This window comes from Pedococcus sp. P2_F6 (assembly GCF_056403675.1).
On record NZ_JBFUEZ010000001.1, the window covers coordinates 690,205 to 712,419 of the forward strand.

Annotated in this window: 24 protein-coding genes; 7 read left to right on the forward strand and 17 right to left on the reverse strand. The window is 70.4% G+C overall.

Annotated elements, in window-relative coordinates; genetic code table 11:
* Nucleotides 1-2: 2 nt before the first annotated feature.
* The 9 genes from AC1DWP_RS03260 to pdxT form a co-directional block, all read right to left on the reverse strand.
* Nucleotides 3-533, reverse strand: coding sequence for an adenine phosphoribosyltransferase (locus AC1DWP_RS03260; RefSeq protein WP_477613006.1), 531 nt, complete (start codon nt 531-533; stop codon nt 3-5).
* Between the two features lie 46 nt (nt 534-579).
* Nucleotides 580-1,755 carry a protein translocase subunit SecF gene (gene secF, locus AC1DWP_RS03265; RefSeq protein ID WP_477613007.1) on the reverse strand — a complete coding sequence of 392 codons (1,176 nt, stop codon included), beginning with the start codon at nt 1,753-1,755 and terminating at the stop codon, nt 580-582.
* Nucleotides 1,752-3,554 (reverse strand): protein translocase subunit SecD, encoded by a 1,803-nt coding sequence (secD, locus tag AC1DWP_RS03270; protein WP_477613008.1) that lies wholly within the window; start codon nt 3,552-3,554, stop codon nt 1,752-1,754. The genes secF and secD overlap by 4 nt, the downstream gene beginning before the upstream one ends.
* 12 nt (nt 3,555-3,566) lie before the next feature.
* Nucleotides 3,567-3,866 carry a preprotein translocase subunit YajC gene (gene yajC / locus AC1DWP_RS03275; protein ID WP_477613009.1) on the reverse strand — a complete coding sequence of 100 codons (300 nt, stop codon included), beginning with the start codon at nt 3,864-3,866 and terminating at the stop codon, nt 3,567-3,569.
* 232 nt (nt 3,867-4,098) lie between these two features.
* Nucleotides 4,099-5,202: a Holliday junction branch migration DNA helicase RuvB gene (ruvB, locus tag AC1DWP_RS03280; RefSeq protein ID WP_477613010.1), complete on the reverse strand. Its 1,104-nt coding sequence runs from the start codon at nt 5,200-5,202 to the stop codon at nt 4,099-4,101.
* A 3-nt stretch (nt 5,203-5,205) separates the two neighbouring features.
* Nucleotides 5,206-5,808, reverse strand: coding sequence for a Holliday junction branch migration protein RuvA (gene ruvA, locus AC1DWP_RS03285; RefSeq protein WP_477613011.1), 603 nt, complete (start codon nt 5,806-5,808; stop codon nt 5,206-5,208).
* Nucleotides 5,805-6,356 carry a crossover junction endodeoxyribonuclease RuvC gene (gene ruvC / locus AC1DWP_RS03290; protein WP_477613012.1) on the reverse strand — a complete coding sequence of 184 codons (552 nt, stop codon included), beginning with the start codon at nt 6,354-6,356 and terminating at the stop codon, nt 5,805-5,807. Before ruvC ends, ruvA begins: the two co-directional genes overlap by 4 nt.
* A 113-nt stretch (nt 6,357-6,469) precedes the next feature.
* Nucleotides 6,470-7,231, reverse strand: coding sequence for a YebC/PmpR family DNA-binding transcriptional regulator (locus AC1DWP_RS03295; RefSeq protein WP_477613013.1), 762 nt, complete (start codon nt 7,229-7,231; stop codon nt 6,470-6,472).
* Nucleotides 7,228-7,836 carry a pyridoxal 5'-phosphate synthase glutaminase subunit PdxT gene (gene pdxT / locus AC1DWP_RS03300; RefSeq protein WP_477613014.1) on the reverse strand — a complete coding sequence of 203 codons (609 nt, stop codon included), beginning with the start codon at nt 7,834-7,836 and terminating at the stop codon, nt 7,228-7,230. Before pdxT ends, AC1DWP_RS03295 begins: the two co-directional genes overlap by 4 nt.
* 66 nt (nt 7,837-7,902) lie before the next feature.
* Here pdxT and AC1DWP_RS03305 point away from each other — a divergent pair, with 66 nt between their 5' ends.
* Genes AC1DWP_RS03305 through kynU form a run of 3 tightly spaced genes read left to right on the forward strand, consistent with a single transcriptional unit; the run spans nt 7,903 to nt 10,467 of the window.
* A complete protein-coding gene (locus tag AC1DWP_RS03305; RefSeq protein WP_477613015.1) occupies nt 7,903-8,454 on the forward strand; it encodes a GNAT family N-acetyltransferase in 552 nt (183 codons plus the stop codon).
* A 49-nt stretch (nt 8,455-8,503) separates the two neighbouring features.
* Entirely contained in the window at nt 8,504-9,175 is a 672-nt protein-coding gene (locus tag AC1DWP_RS03310; RefSeq protein WP_477613016.1) for a GNAT family N-acetyltransferase, read from the forward strand.
* A 56-nt stretch (nt 9,176-9,231) separates the two neighbouring features.
* Complete coding sequence (gene kynU / locus AC1DWP_RS03315) at nt 9,232-10,467, forward strand: kynureninase (protein WP_477613017.1); 1,236 nt, start codon at nt 9,232-9,234, stop codon at nt 10,465-10,467.
* Nucleotides 10,468-10,541: 74 nt separating this feature from the next.
* On the opposite strand, the gene pdxS is transcribed toward kynU, so the two are convergent.
* The 6 genes from pdxS to AC1DWP_RS03345 all read right to left on the reverse strand — a co-directional run bounded on the left by pdxS (nt 10,542) and on the right by AC1DWP_RS03345 (nt 15,367).
* A complete protein-coding gene (gene pdxS / locus AC1DWP_RS03320) occupies nt 10,542-11,465 on the reverse strand; it encodes a pyridoxal 5'-phosphate synthase lyase subunit PdxS (protein ID WP_477613018.1) in 924 nt (307 codons plus the stop codon).
* Nucleotides 11,466-11,558: 93 nt separating this feature from the next.
* Nucleotides 11,559-12,146 carry a hypothetical protein gene (locus AC1DWP_RS03325; protein WP_477613019.1) on the reverse strand — a complete coding sequence of 196 codons (588 nt, stop codon included), beginning with the start codon at nt 12,144-12,146 and terminating at the stop codon, nt 11,559-11,561.
* Nucleotides 12,146-13,333 carry a glycosyltransferase family 4 protein gene (locus tag AC1DWP_RS03330; RefSeq protein ID WP_477613020.1) on the reverse strand — a complete coding sequence of 396 codons (1,188 nt, stop codon included), beginning with the start codon at nt 13,331-13,333 and terminating at the stop codon, nt 12,146-12,148. The genes AC1DWP_RS03325 and AC1DWP_RS03330 overlap by 1 nt, the downstream gene beginning before the upstream one ends.
* Nucleotides 13,330-14,292, reverse strand: a complete 963-nt coding sequence (locus AC1DWP_RS03335) for a phosphatidylinositol mannoside acyltransferase (protein ID WP_477613021.1) — start codon at nt 14,290-14,292, stop codon at nt 13,330-13,332. The genes AC1DWP_RS03330 and AC1DWP_RS03335 overlap by 4 nt, the downstream gene beginning before the upstream one ends.
* 13 nt (nt 14,293-14,305) lie before the next feature.
* On the reverse strand, nt 14,306-14,920 hold the full coding sequence (gene pgsA / locus AC1DWP_RS03340) for a phosphatidylinositol phosphate synthase (protein ID WP_477613022.1): 615 nt from the start codon (nt 14,918-14,920) through the stop codon (nt 14,306-14,308).
* Nucleotides 14,921-14,932: 12 nt separating this feature from the next.
* A complete protein-coding gene (locus tag AC1DWP_RS03345; RefSeq protein ID WP_477613023.1) occupies nt 14,933-15,367 on the reverse strand; it encodes a thiol-disulfide oxidoreductase DCC family protein in 435 nt (144 codons plus the stop codon).
* A 47-nt stretch (nt 15,368-15,414) separates the two neighbouring features.
* Between AC1DWP_RS03345 and AC1DWP_RS03350 the strand changes: the two genes are divergently transcribed.
* Nucleotides 15,415-15,903 carry a hypothetical protein gene (locus AC1DWP_RS03350; RefSeq protein WP_477613024.1) on the forward strand — a complete coding sequence of 163 codons (489 nt, stop codon included), beginning with the start codon at nt 15,415-15,417 and terminating at the stop codon, nt 15,901-15,903.
* On the forward strand, nt 15,900-16,820 hold the full coding sequence (locus AC1DWP_RS03355; protein ID WP_477613025.1) for a hypothetical protein: 921 nt from the start codon (nt 15,900-15,902) through the stop codon (nt 16,818-16,820). Before AC1DWP_RS03350 ends, AC1DWP_RS03355 begins: the two co-directional genes overlap by 4 nt.
* Here the strand turns inward: AC1DWP_RS03355 and AC1DWP_RS03360 are convergent.
* Together AC1DWP_RS03360 and thrS are read right to left on the reverse strand one after the other, a co-directional pair.
* A complete protein-coding gene (locus AC1DWP_RS03360; protein ID WP_477613026.1) occupies nt 16,717-17,286 on the reverse strand; it encodes an HIT family protein in 570 nt (189 codons plus the stop codon). The two genes, AC1DWP_RS03355 and AC1DWP_RS03360, sit on opposite strands and share 104 nt — an antisense overlap.
* 6 nt (nt 17,287-17,292) lie before the next feature.
* Nucleotides 17,293-19,278 carry a threonine--tRNA ligase gene (gene thrS, locus AC1DWP_RS03365; protein WP_477613027.1) on the reverse strand — a complete coding sequence of 662 codons (1,986 nt, stop codon included), beginning with the start codon at nt 19,276-19,278 and terminating at the stop codon, nt 17,293-17,295.
* 212 nt (nt 19,279-19,490) lie between these two features.
* On the opposite strand from thrS, the gene AC1DWP_RS03370 reads away from it, so the two are divergent.
* Nucleotides 19,491-19,901 carry a Fur family transcriptional regulator gene (locus AC1DWP_RS03370; RefSeq protein ID WP_477613425.1) on the forward strand — a complete coding sequence of 137 codons (411 nt, stop codon included), beginning with the start codon at nt 19,491-19,493 and terminating at the stop codon, nt 19,899-19,901.
* 124 nt (nt 19,902-20,025) lie between these two features.
* Nucleotides 20,026-22,215 (forward strand): catalase/peroxidase HPI, encoded by a 2,190-nt coding sequence (katG, locus tag AC1DWP_RS03375; protein WP_477613426.1) that lies wholly within the window; start codon nt 20,026-20,028, stop codon nt 22,213-22,215.

Sequence of the window (22,215 nt, forward strand, 5' to 3'; positions counted from 1 at the left end):
GCCTACGGGACCACCACGGTGGCGTGGATCTCACGCCCAGCCAACCGCTCACGGCCGGGCAGGAACCCGAGCTCGACCAGCGTCTCGAAGGCCACGACCGTGGCACCGGCCTGCTCCAGCAGCCGACAGGCCGCCTCGGCGGTGCCTCCCGTGGCGAGCACGTCGTCGACGAGCAGGACGCGCTCACCGCTCACGAAGGCATCGCTGTGGATCTCGATGGTCGCCGTGCCGTACTCGAGGTCGTAGGTCAGCCCGACGGTGTCGCCCGGCAGCTTGCCCGCCTTGCGCACCGGGACGAAGCCGACCCCCAGCTCGTGCGCGAGAGCGGCTCCGAAGATGAAGCCGCGAGCCTCGATACCGACGACCAGGTCGATGCTGCCCCTGCGTCGGTCCGCCATGTCGCGGATGACGGCACCGAAGACCTCGGGGTCGGCCAGGACGGGCGTCACGTCCTTGAACAGGATCCCCGGGCTGGGAAAGTCCTGGACGTCGCGCAACCGCGCGGAGACCCGCTCGGCGAGGGTGTCGCTCACTGACCCACCCGGGCGCAGCGGCTCCATCTCGTCGACGAGCTGCGCCTCATCGACGAGACTTCGGCGGACGCTTGGGCTGGTTGCGCGGACCACTGGTCGCGTACTTGTGGGTCTCGCGCACCACGCCACCGGAACGTGCCGCCGCCGAGACCGACTCGCGGCCGGAGGTGGCTGCAGCGAGCTCTTCGGCGTCGGGCTCGTGCGGGACCGGAGCGGCATCGGAGGCGGAGACGACGCCGCCATGACGCGCCTGGTAGCGGGTGGCCTTCTTCTCGAGATCGACGACAGCCGGCTCCTTCAGGCGCAGGTGCACCAACAGCGGCGTGGCGATGAAGATCGAGGAGTAGGCGCCGACGGCGATACCGACGAACAGGGCCAGGGCCAGGTCGAGCAGGGTGCCGGGGCCGAGGAAGAGGAACCCGATGACCAGGATCGATGCGATCGGCAGCAGCGCCACGATCGTGGTGTTGATCGACCGCACCAGGGTCTGGTTGACGGCGAGGTTCGCCGCCTGGGCGTAGGTGAGGCGGCCGTTGCCGAGCGCCTCGGTGGTGTTCTCACGCACCTTGTCGAAGACGACGACGGTGTCGTACAGCGAGTACCCGAGGATCGTCAGGAAGCCGATCATCGTGGCCGGGGAGACCTCGAAACCGGCCAGCGCATAGATGCCCACCGTGATGAACAGGTCGTGGAGCAGGGCCACGAGCCCGGCGACGGCCATCTTCCACGTGCGGAAGTAGATCGCCATCACGATCGACACGAGTGCGAGGAACACAGCCAGGGCCTTGAGCGCCTGCTGGCTCACGGAGGCACCCCAGGAAGGCCCGACGAACGATGCGGAGACGTTGTCGACGTCGGTCTTGAACTCGGAGGCCAGTGCCGTCTGCACGGCCCGGATCTCGGACTCGCCGAGCTGCTCGGTCTGCACCCGAATGGTGCCGGTGCCGACCTTGGTCACCTCGGCGGCACCAGCCGTCGGGATGTGGCTGACGGCGTCCTTGGCCCTGGCCTCGTAGTCCGCCGAGCTCGCGACCGACGACACCCGGAACTCCGAGCCGCCGCGGAACTCGAGGCTGAGGTTGAGGCCGTGCCAGACCAGCCCGATGATCGCGAGCAGGACGAAGACCCCGGAGACGGCGTACCACCGCTTGTAGCGACCGACGAAGTCGATGGACCGCTTGCCGGTGTAGAGGTCGTTGCCCAGTGCGGCGAAGTTGATCACAGTGCGCTCCCGTCGCTCACAGCAGATGCGGTGGTCGGCATCGCGACCCGTCCGCGCCCGGCATACCTGGGCTTGTGTGCCTTGGCCCCGAGCCGCTCCGGGTCGAGACCCGACCACTTGTGTCCACCGCCGAAGAACTTGGTGCCGGCCAGGATCGCCACGAGCGGGTGGGTGAACAGCACGACGATGAGCAGGTCGATCAGGGTCGTGAGGCCCAGGGTGAAGGCGAACCCGCGCACGTTGGAGGACGCCAGCAGGTAGAGGACGAACGCGGCCAGGAAGTTCACGCCGTCCGCGGCCAGGATGGTTCGTCGGGCTCGGCGCCAGCCGGTGTCGACGGCGGCACGCAGGGGTCGTCCCTCACGCACTTCGTCGCGAATGCGTTCGAAGTAGACGATGAAGGAGTCGGCGGTGACACCGATGGCCACGATGAGCCCTGTCACGCCCGCCATGTCGAGTCTGAAGTTGTGTGACCAGCCGAGCACGGCGATCGCGACGTAGGTCAGCAGCGCCGCGATGACGATGGACAGCACGGTGACCAGGCCCAGGGCGCGGTACTGCGCGAGGGAGTACATGAAGACCAGCGCGAAGCCGATGACTCCGGCGATCAGACCCATCCTGAGCTGCTCGCTGCCCAGGGTCGGGCTGATCTGGTCGCGGGTCTGCAGCGTGAACGACAGGGGCAGGGCACCGAACTTGAGCTGGTTGGCCAGGTCGCGGGCCGACGTGATCGTGAACTGGCCCGAGATGCTGGCCTGCCCGTCGAGGATCGCGGCCTGGAAGTACGGCGCCACGATGACACGCGAGTCGAGGGTGGCGGCCATCTGGTTGCGGGGGGTCTCGAGGGTGACCATCCGCTTGCTCGCCTCGGCGTAGGCCTTGGTGCCCTCGGACTTGAAGCTCAGCGTGATCTCGACGGTGCTGGACGGCTGGCCGTTGGACAGGGGTCGGTAGCCGGCTGCGGCGTCCTTGATCTGGTCGCCGTTCACCACGACCGGGCCGAGGACGTACTTCTCTGCGCCGTCGTCGCTGCACGTGACCAGCGGCTTCGCCGGGTCGTCCACGATCTTGTCGACCACGGCGGGGTCGGAGCAGTCCAGCGCCTGGAACGCAGCCGCGACGTCGGCCGTGATCCACGCCAGGTCGCTGGCGTTCTGGGGCGCGGCGGTCGAGCCGGTGGGCTTGGCCGTGGAGGTACCCGTGGCACTGCCCGTCGCGGAACCGGTCGGAGTGGGCGGCGTGGTGGCCTTGACGAACGCCCCGGGCAGGGCGGAGCCGGCCGGGGTCGCCGAACCGGTGGCCGTGGCGGAGGGGCTGGGAGCCTTGCTCGGCGTGGCGGTGCCCGTTGCCGTGCCGGTGGCCGTCCCGGTGTCCGTGCCCGTGGGGGTCGGCTGGTTCACTCCCGGCGCGGCAGCGAGGACGGGTCGGAAGCGCATCTGCGAGGACTTGCGGATGGCGTCCTCGGTCGTCTTGTCCAGGCTGGTGCCCGGGACGCTCACGACGATGTCCTCGCCGTTGCGCGTGGTCACCTCGGCGCCCGCGACGCCGTTGGCGTCGACGCGTTGGACGATGATGTCCCGCGCCTGGGTGAGCTGCTCGTTGGTGACCTTGCTGTTGCCGACCAGCACGGGCTTGAGCACCAGCTGGGTGCCCCCGTCGAGGTCGAGACCGAGCTTGGGCTGCCACTGTGCGTCACCCCAGGTGGTGGCCGCGAAGAGGAGGCCGTAGAGGCCGAGGGTGACGGCCGCCAGCGCTGACAGGATCTTCAGCGGCTTGCGGTTGTGCGGGTTGATTGCCACGTGCAGGGACCTCTACTCGGTGGTGCGGGGTGCGGCCGGGCCGGGTGACACCGTCTTGGTGCCGATGGCGCGCCGGTCGAAGCGGACGGTGACCCCGGGGCTGATCTCCAGGGTGGCGGTGCTGTCGTCGAGGGACGTGATCGTGCCGTAGAGCCCGGAGGTCGTGCAGACCTCGTCGCCGACGGCCAGAGCCGCCTGCAGTGACTGCACCTCGCGCTGGCGCCGACGCTGGCTGAACACCATGAAGACGATGAGCAGCACGGGCAGCGCGAAGATCAGCAGGCTGGCTATGGGCGAGCCGCCATTCGACATGGAGCAGTCCCTTCACGGTTGGGGCAGTCAGGGTGCGGCGCCACGCAGTAGGGCACGCGCAAGTCCCCGGCTCCAGCCGGGGGACCGCCCGAGTGTAGGTGACGCACGGCATACCGACCAACGTGCCCCACCGTGGCTGCGTTCCAATTGTGACCTTTGCTCGCCCATGGCGAGAAGGGGCGAGCACGGGCGAGCACGTGCAGGTATGCCGTGGGCACGCCGCCCGAGCGGGTCACCCGCCGAAGCGACCCTCGCCGGTGTCGAGGGGCAGGCTGGGCTGGGGTTGGTGGCCGAGCGGTGGCGTCAGGCCCAGGTGCTCCCACGCCATGGCCGTCGCGGCCCGGCCACGAGGCGTGCGCGTGATGAAGCCCTCACGGACGAGGAACGGCTCGGCGACGGTCTCGACCGTGTCGGCCTCCTCCCCCACTGCGACCGCGAGCGTCGACAGACCGACGGGTCCGCCTCCGAAGCGCCGGCAGAGGGAGTCGAGGACGGCGCGGTCGAGGCGGTCCAGCCCGCGGTCGTCGACGTCGAACAGGGCCAGCGCGGCATGCGCCGCCTCCTCGTCGACGACGTCGCGTCCGTGCACCTGGGCCCAGTCGCGGACCCGTCGCAGCAGCCGGTTCGCGATGCGTGGTGTGCCGCGCGATCGCCGCGCGATCTCGGTGATGCCGTCGGTGTCGGCGGACACCTCGAGCAGTCGCGCCGAGCGTTCGAGGATCGTGACCAGGTCCTCGGCTGCGTAGAAGTCGAGGTGCCCGGTGAAGCCGAACCGGTCGCGCAGCGGCGCGGGCAGCAGCCCTGCCCGGGTGGTGGCGCCCACGACGGTGAAGGCGGGGAGCTCCAGGGGGATGGCTGTGGCGCCGGGGCCCTTGCCGACGATGACGTCGACCCGGAAGTCCTCCATGGCGAGGTAGAGCATCTCCTCGGCCGACCGCGACATGCGGTGGATCTCGTCGAGGAAGAGGACCTCCCCCTCCATGAGCGAGGAGAGCACCGCCGCCAGGTCGCCGGCGTGCTGGATGGCGGGGCCGCTGGTGATGCGGATCGGCCGCCCCAGCTCGGTGCCGATGAGCATGGCCAGCGTGGTCTTGCCCAGACCCGGCGGCCCGGAGAGCAGCACGTGGTCGGGCGGTGTCCCCCGTCGCCGGGCCGCCTCGAGCACGAGCGAGAGTTGGTCGCGCACCCGCGTCTGACCGGTGAACTCGCTGAGCCTGCGTGGTCGCAGGGCTGCCTCCACGGTGCGCTCGTCGGCATCGCCCTCGGCGTCGACCACCCGCGCGGTGGCATCGACCGACGAGTCCTCGAACATCTCGGAGGAGAAGCCGTCAGCCATGGCCTAGCGCCCCAGCTCTCGCAGCGCCGCGCGGAGCATCGCGGAGACGTCGGCGCCGGCCGGCGCCGCCTCCGCCGCCCGCGACACGGCGTCGTCGGCCTGCTTGGCGGAGTATCCGAGCCCCACGAGGGCCTCGGCCACCTGGTCACGCCAGGCCGTGGCTCCCACGGCCGGGACGGCAGTCGCGCCACCCGCCGCACCGGACGGCATACCGAGCTTGTCGCGCAGCTCGAGGACGATGCGCTCGGCACCCTTGCGGCCGATCCCGGGCACCTTGGTGAGCGTCGCGAGGTCCGCGCTGCTGACCGCTGCCCGTAGCCGGTCGGGGGCCAGCACCGAGAGCATCGCGAGGGCGATCCGAGGTCCGACGCCCGAGACGGTCTGCACCTGTTCGAAGATGTCACGCTCGTCGTCGGACGTGAAGGCGTAGAGGGTCAGCGAGTCCTCGCGGACGACGAGGGTGGTCGCGAGCAGCGCCTCCTGACCGAGGTGCAGTGCGGACGCGGTGGCCGGTGTCGTGTGCAGCAGCATGCCCACTCCCCCGACCTCGACGACGACTCGGTCGAGACCGATGTGCCGCACCGGTCCGCGGACCGAGGCGATCACCGGGCCACCGCGGCTCGGCCCGCTGAGCGGAGGCGTTCCTGCTCCGCCCTGGCGGCGTCCTGGAGCCGGGTGGCGGCGGGGCCCTGCCACAGGTGGCAGATGGCGATGGCGAGGGCGTCCGCGGCGTCGGCGGGCTTCGGCGCGGACTCCATCCGCAGGATCCGGGTCACCATGGCCGTCACCTGGGCCTTGTCGGCCCGGCCCGAGCCGGTGACCGCTGCCTTGACCGAGGTCGGCGTGTGCAGCTGGACCGGGAGCCCCCTGCGCGCCGCGGCGAGCAGCGGGATCGCCGAGGCCTGCATGGTGTTCATGACGCTGGCGACGTTGACGTCGGCGAAGACCTGCTCCACGGCGATCGCGTCAGGCTCGAACCGGTCGAGCCACGCGTCGAGCTCGGTCTGGAGGTAGAGCAGCCGCTCGGCGGTCGGCTCGGTGGCCGGGGAACGCACCACGCCGACGGCCACGAGGCGGACCTGGCGACCACGACCGCCCTCGACCACCCCGATGCCACAGCGGGTCAGGCCGGGATCGACCCCGAGTACGCGCACGACAGCTGCTCCCTCACGTCCGACTGCGTTTTCGAACAACCATGCGTTTCCGAACACATGTTCGGTTGAACGCTACACACCGGTTCGCACCTTCGGGCGCAGCAACACGCCTTCTACTCGTCGTCGTCCTCGATCTCGGCGAGCACGTCGTCGCTGATGTCTCCGTTGGCGAACACGTCCTGCACGTCGTCGGAGTCCTCGAGGGCCTCGATGACGCGGATCATCTTGCGTGCCCCGTCTGCGTCGAGCGGCACCTTGAGGTTCGGCACCCACGAGGCCTCGGCGGAGTCGTAGTCGATCCCGGCGTCCTGGACGGCCTTGCGGACGGCGACGAAGTCGGTCGCCTCGGAGATGATCTCGAAGGCGTCGCCGAGGTCGTTGACCTCGTCGGCACCGGCCTCGAGGACGATCTCGAGGATGTCGTCCTCGGTCTTGTCGCCCTTGGGGACCACGACGACGCCCTTGCGGTCGAAGACGTAGGACACCGAACCGGGGTCGGCCAGCTGGCCGCCGTTGCGGGTCAGCGCGGTGCGGACCTCGGCAGCCGCTCGGTTGCGGTTGTCGGTCAGGCACTCGATGAGGACGGCGACACCACCGGGCGCGTAGCCCTCGTAGGTGATGGTCTCCCAGTCGGCGCCGCCGGCCGTCGCACCGGACCCGCGCTTGACCGCGTTGTCGATGTTGTTGTTGGGGACCGAGGTCTTCTTGGCCTTCTGGATGGCGTCGTAGAGCGTCGGGTTGCCCGTGGGGTCACCGCCACCGGTGCGCGCCGCGACCTCGATGTTCTTGATGAGCTTGGCGAAGAGCTTGCCCCGCTTCGCGTCGATGGCAGCCTTCTTGTGCTTCGTGGTTGCCCATTTGCTGTGGCCGCTCATGCCTTGCCTCTCACGATCTCGACGAACAACTGGTGGAACCGGTGGTCACCGGTCACTTCCGGGTGGAAGGAGGTGGCCATCAGGGACCCCTGACGAACGGCGACGATCCTACCTGCGGCAGGTCCGTCCTCCACGCGGGCCAGCACCTCGACCCCCTCGCCCACCTCCTCGACCCACGGCGCACGGATGAACACGGCCCGCATCGGCGCGCCGCCGATGGCCCGGATGTGCAGGTCCTCCTCGAAGGAGTCCACCTGCCGGCCGAACGCGTTGCGACGCACCGTGATGTCCAGGCCGCCGAGCGTCTGCTGGTCGGGTCGGGCGTCGGCGATGCGGTCGGCGAGCATGATCATCCCCGCGCAGGAGCCGTATGCCGGCATGCCGGCCGCCAGCCGCGCCCGGAGTGGGTCGCGCAGCTCGAAGGCGCGGACCAGCTTGTCCATGGTCGTGGACTCACCGCCCGGGATGATGAGCGCGTCCACCGCGTCCAGCTCGGAGGTCCGGCGCACGGTGGTGGCGCGGGCGCCCGCCTGCTCCACGGCATACAGGTGCTCGCGCACGTCGCCCTGGACGGCGAGGACTCCGATGGTGGGCTGCTCGGTCACGCCCGGAATGCTACGGGCGGCGGGAGCGCCGCAACGCCCCGCCCTGCCCCGACCTAGGGTGGCGCCATGACTGACGCCTTCGAAGAGGTGGTGGTGCGCGAGCGCACCAGTGACGACATCCCGGCCCTGGCCGACGTCCTGACCGCCCAGCAGCCGCACTCGGGGTATCCCCAGAGCTGGCCCCTGCCGTTCCCGGTGGAGTCGTTCATCGCGCGGGCCGACGAGGACGCAGCCTGGGTCGCCGAGCTCGGCGGGCGCGTGGTCGGCCACGTCGCGGTCTCGCGGGTCGAGCCGGGGATGGAGGCCGACCTCTGGATCGCGGGGACCGGCCGCCCACGGGAGGAGCTCGCGGCGGTCGCGGTCCTCTTCGTGGATCACACGACCGTCGGCAGGGGTGTCGGGAAGGCCCTTCTCGCGACCGCGGTCGCGGCCATCCGCGAGTCGGGCCGGACACCTGTCCTGGACGTCGTGCGGGAGACCACCTCGGCCGTCGAGCTGTACCGGCGCACGGGGTGGCAGGTGGTCGGCGAGGGCCGCCCGTGGTGGCTGCCCGAGGACCACCTGCCCGTGCTCTTCATGGCGCTGCCCCCTGCCCGGGAGCCGGGAGCGCGGGGCTGACGCTTGCGTCGAGCGGTTCCTGGACCCCGAGCAGGGGTACTTTTCAGGCATGTCCGACTACACGATCAGGGCGCTCACGCCGGAGACGTTCGACGACTTCGCCGCGCTCGTCGAGCGGAACAAGGGCATGTTCGCCAACTGCTGGTGCACCTGGTTCCATCCGGAGGACCGGGAGCCGGACAGCACCGCCGAGGACAACCGCGCGTTCAAGAAGCGCCGGGTGGATGAGGGGATCGCGCACGCGGCGCTGGTCTACGACGGCGACCTCGCCATCGCCTGGGCGGAGTACGGGACGCCGGAGGAGCTGCCCAGCATCCACCACCGCAAGGAGTACCTCGCCACGGCCGAGCGACTCCCCGACTACCGGGTCACCTGCATCCAGGTCGAGCGCAGCCACCGCGGCAAGGGCCTGGCGTCGATCGCCCTGCGTGGAGCGGTCGAGCTGATCGCTCGGGCCGGCGGTGGTCTGGTCGAGGGCTACCCACACGACACCGGTGGCGTCCGGAAGAAGAACTCGTCGTTCCTCTACAACGGCACCCGCACGATGTACGAGCGCGAGGGCTTCAGCTACGACCGCCCCAAGGGCCTCGGCAACTGCGTCATGGTGCGCGAGGTGGCCTCGAGCGACCGGACCTCGGGGAGTAGCGCCGGTCGTCGTGGACCTGCGCCGCACGCCCGGGGTGTGGCATCGCGTCCCCCCACGCGACTGGCCAGGACATGAACCTGTGCCGTCGAGGCCCTGACATCACCGCACCGCCCACCTATAGGTTTCGGGGCATGACCGACCTCACCACCCGCGCTCGCGACCTCGATGCCCAGCACTCCTCCACCGACCGACGCAGCGCGTTCCGGATCCCTGAGGGGGTCATCTACCTCGACGGCAACTCCCTCGGCGCCCTGTCCGTCGCTGCGGCCGAGACGGCCGCCGACGTGGTCGCCCGCCAGTGGGGAGAGCAGCTCATCCGTGCATGGAACGAGTCGGACTGGTGGGGTGCGCCCGAGCGGGTCGGTGACCGCATCGGCTCGCTGGTCGGTGCGGCGCCGGGCCAGGTCGTCGTCACCGACTCCACGTCCGTCAACCTCTTCAAGGCCATCGTCGCCGCCTCGCGCCTGCGCCCGGGCCGGAGCACGGTGCTGACCGACCCCGACTCCTTTCCCACGGATGTCTACATCGCCCGGTCCGCCTGCGAGCTGCTCGGCCTGACCCTCGAGCTCGTGCCCACCCCCGAGGCGCCCGCGCGCATCGCGGAGCTGGGTGACTCGCTGGCGCTGGCGGCCTACTCGCAGGTCGACTACCGCACGGGTAAGCAGTGGGACCTGCCGGCCCTCACCCGCGCCGCCCACGGCGTCGGCGCCCTTGTGTGCTGGGACCTCTGCCACTCGGCCGGTGCGATGCCGGTCGGGCTCGACGATGGCGGCGCAGACCTCGCGGTGGGCTGCGGCTACAAGTACCTCAGCGGCGGCCCCGGCGCCCCCGCGTTCATCTACGTCCGGCGTGAGCACCTGGGCGACTTCGAGAACGTCCTGTCCGGCTGGCAGGGCCACGCCAGCCCGTTCGGGATGTCCACCGACTACGCCCCCGCGGCCACCATCACGAGGGCCAGGGTCGGCACGGCTCCCCTGCTCAGCCTGCTGACGCTGGAAGGTGCGCTCACGGCATACGACGGGCTCTCGATCGAGGAGGTGCGCGCCCGCTCACTGTCACTGACAGGACTGTTCATCGAGGCGCTGGACGCCCTGGGTGTCGACCTGCCGCTCGCGACGCCACGCGAGGAGGCGCGGCGCGGCTCGCAGGTGAGCCTGCGGCACCCCGAGGCGTATGCCGTGGTGCAGGCCCTCATCGCGCGCGGCGTGATCGGCGACTTCCGTGAGGTCGACATCGTGCGGCTCGGGTTCAGCCCCCTCTACCTCTCGCACGCCGACGTGGTGGCGGCGGCGGAGCACGTGGCGGCGGTGCTCGAGGGACGCGAGTTCGAGCGCGAGGAGTTCCGCGCCCGCAGCACCGTCACCTGACAGGTCATCGGACAGGACGGCGCCCGGTGGTTGGCCACCGGGCGCCGTGCTCTGTCAGCTGTGGGACGGGCCGGTCACCAACCGCGCTCGGAGAGGCGGTGCGGCTCGGGGATCTCGTCGACGTTGAGGCCGACCATCGCCTCACCGAGGCCGCGCGAGACCTTGGCGATGACGTCGGGGTCGTCGAAGAAGGTCGTCGCCTTCACGATGGCCTCGGCGCGCTGGGCCGGGTTGCCGGACTTGAAGATGCCGGAGCCGACGAACACGCCCTCGGCGCCGAGCTGCATCATCATCGCGGCGTCGGCCGGGGTCGCGATGCCGCCCGCGGTGAACAGCACGACGGGGAGCTTGCCCAGCTCGGCGACCTCCTTGACCAGGTCGTACGGCGCCTGGAGCTCCTTGGCCGCGACGAACAGCTCGTCCTCGGGCAGGCCCTGGAGCCTGCGGATCTGCTGGCGGATCTGGCGCATGTGGGTGGTCGCGTTGGAGACGTCGCCGGTGCCGGCCTCACCCTTGGAGCGGATCATCGCCGCGCCCTCGGTGATGCGGCGCAGGGCCTCGCCGAGGTTGGTCGCACCGCAGACGAAGGGAACCGTGAAGTTCCACTTGTCGATGTGGTTGGCGTAGTCGGCCGGGGTCAGAACCTCGGACTCGTCGATGTAGTCGACCCCCAGGGACTGCAGCACCTGGGCCTCGACGAAGTGACCGATGCGGGCCTTGGCCATCACCGGGATCGACACGGCCTCGATGATGCCGTCGATCATGTCGGGGTCGGACATGCGCGACACGCCACCCTGGGCGCGGATGTCGGCGGGGACCCGCTCGAGGGCCATCACGGCGACGGCGCCGGCGTCCTCGGCGATCTTGGCCTGCTCGACGTTGACGACGTCCATGATGACGCCGCCCTTGAGCATCTCGGCCATCCCCCGCTTGACGCGTGACGTGCCGGTGGTGGGCTGCGTGGCTGTGCTCTCGACGGGGTTGCTCTCGGCGGACATGGCGGACCTACTCCAGATCTGTTCAGGGCGCAGCGCAGGGAACGCGCTTCGGCACCAATGTTAGTTGGTATGCCGCGGCGTCCCGACCGCGGCTCAGTCCCGCACGGCGGGTGGGAGCTCGTCGTCGAACTCGACGGTACGGGGCAGGTCGGCGTGGCCGGCCAACCGGAACCAGCGGACCACCCACTTGCGGCGGACCCGCTGCACGTCGGTCACCGCGTCGTTCAGGAAGCGCCTGGCCAGCTGCACGCGCACGCCGGCTGCCTCGACCCGCTGCAGGCTGCTCGCCCCGAGGGCGTCGGCGTGACCCCCCCGGATGTCAGCCACCACGTCGGCCGTGAGCGCCGCCTGGAGCGCCTCGGTCAGGTCGCTCTCCAGCACCTCCCGTGCGCCGAAGCTCTGGCCGTCGAGGAGGTCCTCCTCGAGGGCACGCTCGTTGTGGGCCTCCAGGGACTCCGACGCGGCGCCCGCCAGCATCAGCGCGCTGGCCGGGTCGAGGGCTCCCGAGTTGGCCAGCTCCAGCGTCGCCTCGGCTCGGCGGACCAGCTGGGCGTCGAGAGCGGACAACGCACCCTCGGCGCGCGTGTGCAGCCGGTCGAGCCGGGCTGCGCTGTAGGAGAGGTACCAGGCGACGCCGAGCAGCACTGCGACGACCACGACGCCCCACGTCAGAGAGTCCATCACGCCTCCCCTCCCCTGCGACCGCGGAGCAGCCGCGTCCACCGGGTGTCGGCGGCCGGGTCCGACCGCGCGTCCTCGGAGCCATGGGTGACCGTGTCGTAGACCGCCATGACGTCCTCGGCGACGACCGACCAGTCGAAGACCCAGGCCCGGCGGTGCCCGGCCTCCCCCAGCCGCTCGCGCTCCCCCGGATCGCCCAGCAGGCGCAGCAGCTGTCGGGCCAGGTCGGCACTGTCCTCGTTGGTGAAGGTCGCGCCGGCGTGTCCTCCGTCGAGGACCCGGACGAAGGCCGGCAGGTTGCTGGCCACCACGGGCGCCCCTGCACTCATCGCCTCGACGAGCACGATGCCGAAGCTCTCTCCCCCGGTGTGCGGGGCGACGTAGAGGTCGACGGACGACAGGAGCACGGCCTTGTCCTCGTCGCTGACCATGCCCAGGAAGTCGGTGGCAGCCGCCACGGACGGTTCGAGGCGTTCGCGAGCGGCTTGGACGTCACCCGGTCCCGCGACCAGGACTCGGGCTCCGGGATGCTTCGCCAGCACCGCGGGCATCGCCGCCGCCAGCACGGGCAAACCCTTGCGGGGCTCGTCGATCCGCCCGAGAAAGGCGATCGTGGGCGCCGACTCGGTGCCGGTCCACCTGGCAGCCGGCACGGCGTCGGCGAACCGCGCCACGTTGACGCCGTTGGGGATGACGACCGCGTCACCACCCAGGTGGGTCGTGACCGTGCGCCGGGCGTCCTCGGAGACGGCGATCCGCCCGTTGATCTTCTCCAGGCTCGGGCGCAGCAGCGGGTAAGCAGCCTGCATCGCCCGCGACCGCAGGTTGGAGGTGTGGAAGGTTGCCACGACCGGGCCCTCCGCCGACCACAGCGCGAGCAGGGCGATGCTGGGCGTCACCGGCTCGTGGATGTGCAACACGTCGAAGTCGCCCGCCTCGAGCCAGCGCCCGACCCGCGAGGCGGTCAGCGGCCCGAAGTTCAGCCGGGCCACCGAGCCGTTGTAGCGCACGGGAACGGCTCGGCCCACCGACTCGACGTAGTCGGGCAGCGGGGTGTCCTCGTCGGCCGGGGCGAGGACCGAGGCGTGGTGCCCCTGCCCCAGGAAGTGCTCGGCCAGGTCGCGGACGTGGAACTGCACCCCGCCGGGCACGTCGAAGGAGTAAGGACACACGATGCCGATCCTCACGGCCAGCTCCCCTGCGCCTGGCCGGGTCGCGCTGACTGCTCGGGTCGCGGCTCGAGGTCCTCGAGGAACACCCGCTGGAGCATGTGCCAGTCGGCGGTGTGCTCCACGATCGCGGCGCCGAGTGCGTCGGCGCACTGCTGCGTCATCGCGACGGCCTTGGCCCGTGTCGTGCCGGTCGCCGGCACCTCGACCCGGTCGTGCCAGGTGATCACGATGCGGTGCTTCCAGCTCGACCCCTCGACTCGCTCGTAGTGGATCGAGACCGGGTGCAGCGCCGCACCGGTGCCCAGCGACAGCGCCGCCGGACCCGCCGCCATCTTCGAACGGTGACCGCACAGGTCGACCTCGATGCCCCGGTCGGTCAGGTCGCGGTCGGCAAGCAGTGGCATGAGCACCGGCTTCGTCAGGTGCCCCCGCAGCTGCGCGAACACGTCGCCCCCGCCCGTCAGCGGCAGGATCGTCATGCCCAGCGACTCACGGAAGGCGAGGAACTCGGCATACACCTCCTCGGGCTCGAGCCGCTCGGCGACGGTGACGACGGGACCGATCTCCTTGGTGCCCCAGGCTCCGGCCAGGTCCCAGTTGCCGAGGTGGCCGAGGAAGCACACGACCGGTCGGCCCGCGGCGAGCTCGGCCCGCACGGGCCCGTCCCCCTCGACCCGCACCGACGCCGCGATCTGCTCCGGGGTGCGGTCGGGCAGCCGGAAGGCCTCGCAGTAGTACCGCAGGTACGAGCGCATCCCTTCGCGCACCAGTGCGTCCAGCTCCGCGCCGTCGAGCTCGGGGCGCACCCGCGCGTAGTTGCTCCTCAGGCGCTGCACGCCCTTGCCGCCACGAGCCACCGTCAGGTCGGCGATCTGCTCGAAGACTGTGTATGCCGTGCGCTCGGGCAGCCGACGCACAGTGCCCCACCCGAGGCGGTAGCCGCTGACGGCCAGGAGGTCGCCGAAGCCGGTCACGTCGCGTGGCCGCTCAGGAGGCTTCGACCAGGGCCTGCCGACGCACGAGCAGCATGCGCTGGAACACCGTGACGAGGCTGGCGACGGCGAGCAGGGCGAGTACGACGGCGAGGACGACCTCGGGCAGCCCCAGACCCACCAGTCCGGTCACCACGAGGACGGCGACCAACCGGTCGGCGCGCTCCGCGATCCCGACGTTCGCGGTGAAGCCCAGCCCCTCGGCCCGTGCCTTGGCGTAGGACACCACGCTGCCGAGGATGAGGCAGGCCAGCGCCAGCCCGGCCATCAGGAAGTCGTCGCCGCTGCCGGCATACCAGAGCACGAGGCCCCCGAAGATGGCCGAGTCGCCCACGCGGTCGAGCGTGGAGTCGAGGTAGGCGCCCCACTTGCCGGAGCGGCCGGACATCCGCGCCATCACGCCGTCGACGGTGTCGGAGAAGACGAACAGGGTGATGACGATGGTGCCCCAGAAGAACTCGTGCCGGGGGTAGAAGGCCAGCGCGCCGACGCAGACGCCGAGCGTGCCGACGATCGTCACGACGTCCGGGCTGATCCCCAGCTTGAGGAACAGTCGGGCGACCGGCGTGAAGATCTTCGTGAAGAGGGCGCGTGCGTACTTGTTGAGCATGGTGGGGTCAGCCTACTGAGACCGAGCCGCCGTCCCCGCAGAACCGCTGACGGACACGTGTGTGGGCGCGCAGGCGGGAGTGCCTCCCGGCAGCGCGTAGCGGTGGTCGGCCACCCACGTGTAGACCCGACCAGCCAGCCGGCTGATGCCCGGCAGTGTGACGAGGTGGCCGAGTGGCCGCCAGAACGGGGCTCCCTGCTTGAGCCCCTCTGCGATGGCGAGGTGGGCGGCCACGACGGTCCCGTCCGGGCGGACGAACTGGGCCGCCTCGATGCAGTCCTGCTCGGTGAGCCCGAACCGACCGAGTTCCACCTGCTGCCACGGCTGGACGTCGTAGCGGTCGCGGCGGTCCACCCAGCGCGTGGCGAACCGCGCGCTGGTCGTGCAGAACCCGCAGTCGCCGTCGAAGATGAGCAGGCCCCGCTCGCTCCCCGTCACCATGTCCATGTCCTCAGTCTGTCACCCGCATGGGACCATGACCGCGTGAGGGGAGCATGAGGGGGCCGACCACCCGGCTCGGCCCGTATGCCGTGCTGTGGCGGCTGGCCGTGACCGCCGCCGTGGTGACGACGGTCTGTCTGGGGACCTGGGTGGGCAACGACAGCTGGTGGCCCTTCGCCCCCATGTCGCAGTACGCGTTCTCGGTGCGGAACGACGGGGTCATCAACTCGTTGACGTTGGATGCGTTGACCGTGGACGGCGAAGTGGTGCGGGTGCCGCTGTCCAAGGAGAAGATCGGCATCGAGCGCGCCGAGATCGAAGGACAGGCCCCCCGCATCATCGAGCGCCCCGAGCTCCTCCAGGACATCGCCGTGCTGCATGCGCGCCGGCTCCCGCGCGAGGCGGCCTACGCGGTCCTCTACCTGCGCAACACCTCAACCCAGATCGGCACGGGGGCTGCCACCGTCCGCACCCTGGCCACGTGGCAGGTCCGCCACCCGCTGCGTCCCCAGCCGAGCGGCATACCTGGTGGTGCGCCGTGAGCCGCCTGGAACACTCCCCGATGGAACGCCCTGCCGTCGAACGCTCCATCGTCGAGAAGTTCCTCGCGCCGGAGATCTCGCTCGCGCGCGTGGCGTGGCTGCGGCTCGCCGTCTACGCCTTCGTGTGGCCCGACGTGCTGTGGATCGTGACCGACCCCATCCCCCACGGCGACGTCCCGCCGAGCCTCTACCGCGGCCTCGAGGTGCGTTCGCTGCTGCTCCTGCCCGCGCCGTCGCACACCTACGTCAGGGTGCTCCTGGCGGTGATCCTGGTGAGCTCCGCGGTCGCCTTCACGGGCCGGCTGCCGCGGCTGGCGGGATGGGTCTGCGCGGTCGGGATGCTCGACTGGGTGAGCAACGCCTTCTCCTACTCCAAGGTCGACCACGACCACTTCGCCCTGGTCGTCGCGCTGTTCGTGCTGCCGACGGTCGGGCGGGCCCGCCTGCGCGATGTCGACGTGAGGTCGCAGGCCGCTGGCTGGGCGATCCGCATGGTGCAGATCGGGGCCGTGTCGATCTACTTCCTGTCGGCCAGCGCCAAGATGCGTTTCGGCGGCAGGGGCTGGGCCAACGGAGCCACCCTGATCTGGGCGCTGACCCGACGGCCGAACGGCATCGGTCCCTGGGTGGGCGCCCATCCGACCCTCACGCACGCCCTGCAGTGGATCGTGCTCGTGGCCGAGTTCACTTCACCGGTCCTGTTGTGGCTCAGGGGAAAGGCGCTGTACGCCGCGCTCCTCTTCTGGGCGGGCTTCCACCTCAGCACCTACGTCATGCTGAAGATCCACTTCCTGCCGCTAGTGGTGTGCCTGCTCAGCTTCCTGCCGCTGGAGCGCCTGCCGCACCCGGCCACGCTGCGACGAGCCGTGAGCGCACGTCCTCGAGCAGCATCGGCAGCGCCTTCGTCTGTCCGATGACCGGCAGGAAGTTCGAGTCGCCACCCCACCTCGGCACGATGTGCTGGTGCAGGTGGGCCTGCACACCCGCACCGGCGACCGCCCCCTGGTTCATGCCGATGTTGTAACCGTGCGGGCCGGAGGCAGTGTCGATGGCGGCAATGACCTGCTTGGTCAGCAAGGCGAACTCCGTGGTCTCCTCGTCGGTCAGGTCGACGTAGAGCGAGGCGTGGCGGTAAGGACACACGAGCACGTGGCCGGGGTTGTAGGGGAACAGGTTCATGACGACGTAGCAGCTCACGCCGCGGTGCACGATGAGGCCGGTCTGGTCGTCCTTGGCCGGGGCGACACAGAACGGGCAGCCGTCACCCGCGTCCTCGCTCGGCCGCTCCCCCGTGATGTAGGCGAGCCGGTGCGGTGTCCAGAGCCGTTCGAAGCCGTCCTGCACCCCGGCGAAGTCGGTGTCGGGCTCGAGCGCGTCGGTCATCGTCCGTCAGACCTGGACGCGGGCCTCGACCGCGGCGACGATCTCGGCGATCGCCTCGTCGACGGGCACCCCGTTCTTCTGCTCGCCGTTGCGGTAGCGGAACGACACCGCGCCGGCACCGCGGTCCTCGTCCCCGGCGATCAGCACGAAGGGGACCTTGGACTTCGACGCGTTGCGGATCTTCTTGGGGAACCGGTCGTCGGAATCGTCGATCTCGACCCGGATCCCCTTGCGGCGCAGCTGGTCCGCCACGTCGTGCAGGTAGGGCGAGAACTCGTCGGCCACGGGCACCCCGAGCACCTGCACGGGTGAGAGCCAGGGCGGGAACGCGCCCGCATAGTGCTCCACGAGCACACCGAGGAAGCGCTCGATCGACCCGAACTTCGCCGAGTGGATCATCACCGGCTGCTGCCGGGAGCCGTCGGCCGCCTGGTACTCCAGCCCGAAACGCTCCGGCTGGTTGAAGTCGTACTGGATGGTCGACATCTGCCAGGTGCGGCCGATCGCGTCGCGTGCCTGCACCGAGATCTTCGGGCCGTAGTAGGCCGCGCCACCCGGGTCGAGGACGAGCTCGAGGCCGGACTCGGTGGCGACGTCGCGCAGGACGTCGGTCGCGTGCTCCCACTGCTCGTCCGAGCCGATGAACTTGTCCTTCTTGTCGCCCTCGGTCTCGCGGGTGGACAGCTCGAGGTAGTAGTCGTCCATGCCGAAGTCGCGCAGCAGCGAGAGCACGAAGTTCAGCAGGTGCTTGATCTCGCCCGGTGCCTGCTCGGCGGTGACGTAGGAGTGCGAGTCGTCCTGGGTCATGCCACGCACGCGGGTCAGGCCGTGCACGACGCCGGACTTCTCGAACCGGTAGACCGACCCGAACTCGAACAGCCGCAACGGCAGCTCGCGGTAGGAGCGACCGCGCGAGCGGAAGATGAGGTTGTGCATGGGGCAGTTCATCGCCTTGAGGCGGTACTCGGTGCCCTCGAACTCCATCGGCGGGAACATGGTGTCCGCGTAGTAGGGCAGGTGCCCCGAGGTGTGGAACAGCCCGTCCTTGCTGATGTGGGGGGTGCCGACGTACTGGAAACCCTCCTCGATGTGCCTGCGGCGGACGTAGTCCTCCATCTCCCGCTTGATCACCCCGCCCTTGGGGTGGAAGACGGCCAGGCCAGACCCGAGCTCGTCGGGGAAGCTGAACAGGTCCTGCTCCGCCCCGATCTTGCGGTGGTCACGGCGCTCGGCCTCGGCGAGCCGGTCGAGGTAGGCCTTGAGCTCGTCCTTGGTGGGCCAGGCGGTGCCGTAGACGCGCTGCAGCTGGGGGTTCTTCTCGCTCCCCCGCCAGTAGGCGCCACCGCTGCGCATCAGCTTGAAGGCGTTGCCGAGCACCTTGGTCGAGGGCACGTGCGGGCCGCGGCACAGGTCGCCCCAGGCGCGTGAGCCGTCGCGCTTGAGGTTGTCGTAGATGGTCAGCTGCGCGCCCCCCACCTCGACGTCCGCACCCTCTGCCTGCTCGCCGGCCGCGCCACCCTTGAGACCGATGAGCTCGACCTTGTAGGGCTCGTCGGCGAGCTCGACGGCAGCGTCGGCGTCGCTGATCTCGCGGCGCACGAAGGTCTGGCCCTCGTTGACGATGCGCTGCATGACCTTCTCGAGCGCCTTGAGGTCGTCGGGCTGGAACGGCTCGGCCACGTCGAAGTCGTAGTAGAACCCGTCACGCACCGGCGGTCCGATGCCGAGCCTGGCCTTGGGGTTGAGCTCCTGGACGGCCTGGGCCAGGACGTGGGCGGCGCTGTGCCGCAGCACGTCCAGCCCGTCCTGCTCCTGCGCGGTCACGGGCTCGACGACGTCGCCCTCTGCGAGGGCGTGGGCGAGGTCGCGCAGCTCACCGTTGACCCGGGCCACGAGCACGGCGCGGTCACCCTCGAAGAGCTCAGCGGCAGTCGTCTGCTCCGGCACCGATCGCTCGCTTCCGGCGACGGTGACGGTGATCTCGGCAGACACGGTGCTCACTCCTGGGGTGGATGACTGGGTATGCCGCGTGCGGACGTCAGCACGCGGCATACCGATGCTATCGGCCGGGCGCGGGCACCCGCGCGGGAGTTGTTCCGCAGGCTGGGACAGCCGTCCCAGAATTCTTGACTCGTTCCAGAAACCGGGCCAGACTCCGGGACGTGACCCCACCGTCCGTCGTCCGCGCAGGCGACCTCCCGCAGATGCTGCGGGACGTGGGCCTGCGGGTGACGCGGCCCCGGGTGGCAGTCCTCGGTGCGGTGCACGCGCACCCCCACTCCGACACCGACTCGCTCATCGCCGCGGCGCGACGCGACGTGCCGGAGGTCTCCCACCAGGCGGTCTACGACTGCCTGCACGCCCTCACCCGCTCCGGCCTCGTGCGCCGCATCCAGCCGCCCGGCTCGGTGGCGAGGTACGAGTCCCGCGTGGGCGACAACCACCACCACGTCGTCTGCCGGTCCTGCGGCGCCATCGCCGACGTCGACTGCGCCGTCGGCGCAGCCCCCTGCCTTGCCCCGTCGGACGACCACGGCTTCACCATCGACGAGGCCGAGGTCGTCTACCGGGGCCTGTGCGCCACCTGTTCCAGCCCGCGCAATCCCAGCGCCTGAGCAACCCACAGCCTGACCACCCAACCGCCTGAACCCTCGACACCACGTCCGGAAGGAAGCAATGTCCGACAACGAAATCCATGGCGCAAGCCAGACCGGGGACCACGAGACCCAGCTCGCCGAGATGAACGAGAGCGAGCAGAAGTGCCCTGTCGTGCACGGACGGGCCCCCGAGCCCGTCCAGGGCGGCGGCAACCGGGGGTGGTGGCCCGAGCGCCTCAACCTCCGGATCCTGGCCAAGAACCCCGCCGTCGCGAACCCCTACGGCGAGGACTTCGACTACGCCCAGGCGTTCAGCTCCCTCGACCTCGCCGAGGTCAAGCGCGACATCGCCGAGCTCCTCACCACCTCCCAGGACTGGTGGCCGGCCGACTTCGGCCACTACGGCCCGCTCATGATCCGGATGGCCTGGCACAGCGCGGGCACCTACCGCGTGCAGGACGGCCGCGGCGGCGCCGGTGCTGGTCAGCAGCGGTTCGCGCCCCTCAACAGCTGGCCGGACAACGCCAACCTCGACAAGGCCCGCCGCCTGCTGTGGCCGGTGAAGAAGAAGTACGGCCGCAACCTGTCATGGGCCGACCTCATGGTGCTGGCCGGCAACGTCAGCCTCGAGTCCATGGGCTTCCAGACCTTCGGCTTCGCCGGTGGTCGCCCTGACGTCTGGGAGCCCGACGAGGACGTCTACTGGGGTCCGGAGACCGAGTGGCTTGGGGACGAGCGCTACACCGGTGACCGCGAGCTGGAGAGCCCGCTCGCCGCCGTCCAGATGGGCCTGATCTACGTCAACCCGGAGGGCCCGAACGCGGACCCCGACCCCCTCGCGTCGGCCCGCGACATCCGCGAGACGTTCAAGCGGATGGCGATGAACGACGAGGAGACCGTCGCCCTCATCGCCGGCGGCCACACCTTCGGCAAGACCCACGGTGCGGCCGACCCCGAGGCACACGTCTCCGACGAGCCGGAGGGCGCAGGACTCGAGCAGATGGGCCTGGGCTGGAAGAACAGCTTCGGCACCGGCGCGGGCCCCGACGCCATCACCAGTGGTATCGAGGTCACCTGGACGATGACCCCGACGCAGTGGGACAACAACTTCTTCGAGAACCTGTTCGGTTTCGAGTGGGAGCTCACCAAGAGTCCCGCGGGCGCCAACCAGTGGAAGCCCAAGGACGGCGCCGGTGAGGGCACGACGCCCCACGCCCACGACTCGTCCAGGCGCATCGCGCCCAACATGCTCACCACCGACCTCGCCCTGCGCGTCGACCCCGTCTACGAGCAGATCTCGCGCCGCTTCCTCGAGAACCCGCAGGAGTTCGCCGACGCCTTCGCCCGTGCGTGGTTCAAGCTGACGCACCGCGACATGGGCCCACTGGCCCGCTACCTCGGTCCCGAGGTGCCCAGCGAGGTCCTGCTGTGGCAGGACCCGCTCCCGGCGCCGACCGGTGAGGTGGTGACGGCTGAGGACGTGACCGAGCTCAAGCGGCTCGTGGCCGAGACAGGACTCAGCGTGACCCAGCTGGTGTCCACGGCGTGGGCTGCGGCGTCATCCTTCCGTGGCAGCGACAAGCGCGGCGGCGCCAACGGTGCCCGCATCCGGCTCGCCCCGCAGAACGGCTGGGAGGTCAACAACCCCGCACAGCTCGCGACCGTGCTGCGCACGCTCGAGGGTGTCCAGGAGTCTTTCAACTCGCGTGGCGGGCGCCAGGTCTCGCTCGCCGACCTCATCGTGCTCGCGGGCGGCGTCGGCGTCGAGCACGCTGCGCAGGCAGCGGGTCACACGGTCGAGGTGCCGTTCACGCCGGGTCGGGTCGATGCGACCCAGGAGCAGACCGACGTCGAGTCCTTCGCCTACCTCGAGCCCCGGGCCGACGGCTTCCGCAACTACGCCGGCAAGGGCTCACGGCTGGGCGCCGAGTACCAGCTCGTCGACCGCGCCAACCTGCTCACCCTGAGCGCCCCGGAGATGACCGTCCTCGTCGGCGGCCTGCGCGTCCTCGGGGCGAACTACGACGGCTCGCGGCACGGCGTCCTGACCGACGCCCCCGGCACGCTGACGAACGACTTCTTCGTCAACCTGCTGGACCTCGGCACCCAGTGGAGCTCGACGTCCGAGGACGCCTCGACGTTCGAGGGTCGGGGCGCGTCGGGCGAGGTCCGCTGGACGGGCACCCGGGCAGACCTTGTGTTCGGATCCAACTCCGAGCTGCGTGCCCTCGCCGAGGTCTACGCCAGCAACGACGCGGGAGACCGCTTCGTGCAGGAGTTCGTGGCGGCCTGGGCCAAGGTCATGGACCTCGACCGGTTCGACGTCGCCTGA